General features: G+C 34.3%; 3 protein-coding genes. All 3 read right to left on the reverse strand.

Going from position 1 to position 3,105, the window contains the following annotated elements:
- Window positions 1-39 precede the first annotated feature (39 nt).
- The 3 genes from H5201_RS22225 to H5201_RS22235 all read right to left on the reverse strand — a co-directional run bounded on the left by H5201_RS22225 (window position 40) and on the right by H5201_RS22235 (window position 2,684).
- Window positions 40-348 carry a hypothetical protein gene (locus H5201_RS22225; protein WP_182785422.1) on the reverse strand — a complete coding sequence of 103 codons (309 nt, stop codon included), beginning with the start codon at window positions 346-348 and terminating at the stop codon, window positions 40-42.
- 30 nt (window positions 349-378) lie between these two features.
- Window positions 379-924, reverse strand: coding sequence for a DinB family protein (locus H5201_RS22230; RefSeq protein ID WP_310736619.1), 546 nt, complete (start codon window positions 922-924; stop codon window positions 379-381).
- A gap of 398 nt (window positions 925-1,322) precedes the next feature.
- Window positions 1,323-2,684, reverse strand: a complete 1,362-nt coding sequence (locus H5201_RS22235; RefSeq protein ID WP_182785421.1) for a hypothetical protein — start codon at window positions 2,682-2,684, stop codon at window positions 1,323-1,325.
- Between the last annotated feature and the right edge of the window lie 421 nt (window positions 2,685-3,105).

Raw genomic sequence — 3,105 nt, forward strand, 5'->3', positions numbered from 1 at the left:
TTATATCAACGGATATTACAACAACGTTAGGCCGCATCATTATAATGCCGGTTTAGCGCCAAATGAATCTGAGATTAGATACAAAGATTCTAAAACTGTGGCCAAAATTAGTTGACCACTACAGTAACCCCACCTAGATATAGAGTCAGTTTCACTTACTATATTTAAAAGCCTATTCCTTATCTCTTCGTGTTCATCAAAAACTCTCCATGCTTCATCGAGATCTTCTTCATTCTTAATTCCATCAAAGAAGAAATAATGATCGACCTCATTTTCAATATCAATTGAGTCAGGATCTTCGCTATTTCTCTTTAGGATTTCTTCCAATAGTCTTAATTCTTGATTCATTGCGGTGATCTCAAAAGCATGTTCGCTTTGTTATGCATGCGTTTCCTCCTGAATCTCAGCCAACAGGTCAGTAACCCCAATATCCACGCCTGCCTGCGATAGCAATGTAGAAACTTGGCCACGATGATGAGTCTGATGGTTAAAAAAATGAAGAACTAGACTCGAATATCGTTTGGTAGCGGAGATCCCCTTGGTGTTTTGGTAGCTGAGAATGAAATCCAGATCACTTTCAGATAGCTCGGCTGTCCAGTTGATAATTATCCGATCCAACCAGAACCGGTGCTCCGATAGGCTACCAATGTCATTGAAGGTTATGTGATCCAGGCTCTTTGGATTTGGAATATCAGCTACCTCCTGTAAAGACCGCAAGCAGGCTGGATGGGTAGCAAACCGTTTTAGCCAGATAGTATCACCAACAATGATGTGATTAAGAGTTCCGAGAATGGATCCAAAAAAGGCCCCACGGTCTTGGGCCAGATTAGTTGCACAGAGCTGACTCGAAGCCTCATACACCTTTAAATTCATCCGCTGATTATAGGCCGCCAGCAATTCAAAGTGATTTTTCAGGCTCATCATAGATCCTTATCATGGTTAACGAGCCTGTAGAATTACTCGTTTAAAATTTATTTTTATTGATGCATTAACCATAGCCGAGTTGCTATTTTGATTCAATCGATAACTAATTTTCATGTTAAATATAAAAAGAGTGCTTGGTGCTGTTTTGATTGCATTTTACAAAGGTATTACAGGTGTTTGCGTGGCTTATTTGAGTGAGTAAGGGCTAAAAAAAGGAATTAACATTGCGCTGGGCAATGAGTACTTAGCTTTACAAGATTTAGTGTCATTGAGAGATATTTGGATAATATTTATTACGGGAGATGAACCGCCCATTGCACTTCCTGTTAATAAAAAGTGCATTATGGGTGGTTTGGGGGCTGAAGGTTAGAAACCTCCGGCTACCCGATTATGCAAAATCAATGTGCGTAAAACTCTACCATCGTTTTTTTAAAGTCACTAATCTTTAAAAACTTGGTTTTAATACCTAGCAAAGCATAAATATATTCGCCTCGTTTTATTAACTTGACATCATCAGTTATGAAATAATCAGCTTTCCAAGCATGTTTTAAGTGTTCCGTATCTTGATAGCTACTTTTTATTTTTTTGATATCTTTAATTGATTCTGTTTCAAAGTTTATAAGATCCATTAATTCGGATAATTGTTCAATCTTATTCATACAATCGAAATCACTATCAAAAGTAACATGCCCTTTTTTGATATCTTGAATTGTAAATTGATAACTTTTACTTATCATTATCCCATGAATGATATTATGACTATTAAACTCCATATCAAAAGACTCTGGATGAAAATCATCATCAATATCTGCAAAAAATACTTTTATGTCCTTATTTAAGGTTTTTGTAATATTACTTTTACGATTAAACATAGGATATGCATAATTATTATATAAAGATTTGTATAGTTTTAAACCTTCAGCCGCCCGAGTAGTTTCTAGCCAAAGAATAACTCTTTCGACGGTTGAATCAATCTGTTCTTTAAAAAACTTAAGATGTCGATCCTGCTTTGCAATTAATATGTTGTTAGTTAATTCAAATAACAGTTCAAAATAACTTTTAAGGAATACCCTATTCATTTTTATGCCATCTTCAATCAAGTATGCACTAGATAAGAAAATGGATTTTGATCTTTTCTTATAGTTTTCCACTTGGAGCATAAAATTCTTGTCGTTAACACACTTGCTAACGAAATTTTGATCCAAATAGAAAGTATTCAGAGTAGGACTAACTTCAAAATCTTCATAGCTTAAAGATTGCATCTCACCAAAATGGGAATTAGATATTATGATATCATGCAACTCTGTCATTCTTTGCTGACAGTACCCTACCGCTAAAGCAGAGTGAACTTGCTCGACTCCTTTTACGTACTGCTTGTACAGATGGTGAGCTTTTTCATCAAGTTGTCTCTCGACATATACTGGGTTTGATATCAATTCAAAAGCAAGACTTACAGGATCTTCTTCATTTTTTAAAGAGAACTTATCTGATAAGCAATTGATAAGATCTGTATTTTTATTATTGATGATTTTAATATTTTCAATGAAGTCATAAAAAATACGGTTAACTAAATGATAATCTAAACAGCCCATGCATTGTTTTTCACATATTATTCTATCTTTGAGACCATCTTCTAACATTATCCATAAGTTAAATTCTTCAGATGTTTTTAAATCCATCCATGAATCTGAATCACTCACAAGCTTACCGATCAATACTTTTAATATATAGCTTATGTTCAGCTTAACAACACAATCCATGAATTAGCCTTTTTGTATAACAATTTTATAGTGCGCGAAGGGCGGATATTTCTGCTCCGACCACACTTATATTTATACTTTATATATTTTTAACAAATTAACTAAGATATTACTATCATTAAGTTTTCTAATATCTTTTAAACAAAGCTAAGTGGAACAATATACGCGCGTCGCTCATATCCTTGAATATGTGAGCAGTCAATTAATTATTACTCTTAGCCAATATCAATGACTATAATTTGCTCAAATAACTCCGTCAACAGAACGTGTATAAAGTACAGTACTTATCTGCGCTTTTTATGTGGCACAACTTATCTTTTTATTCACCACAGAGAACACAAAGGCGCTTCGCGCTGCACAGAGTAATCTTTTTTGATTTTATTTACTTTTCAGTGAATTCTGTGGTTAAATTTTTTAGAAC

This window comes from Pseudoalteromonas sp. SG43-6 (assembly GCF_014164365.1).
GTDB lineage: Bacteria > Pseudomonadota > Gammaproteobacteria > Enterobacterales > Alteromonadaceae > Pseudoalteromonas > Pseudoalteromonas rhizosphaerae.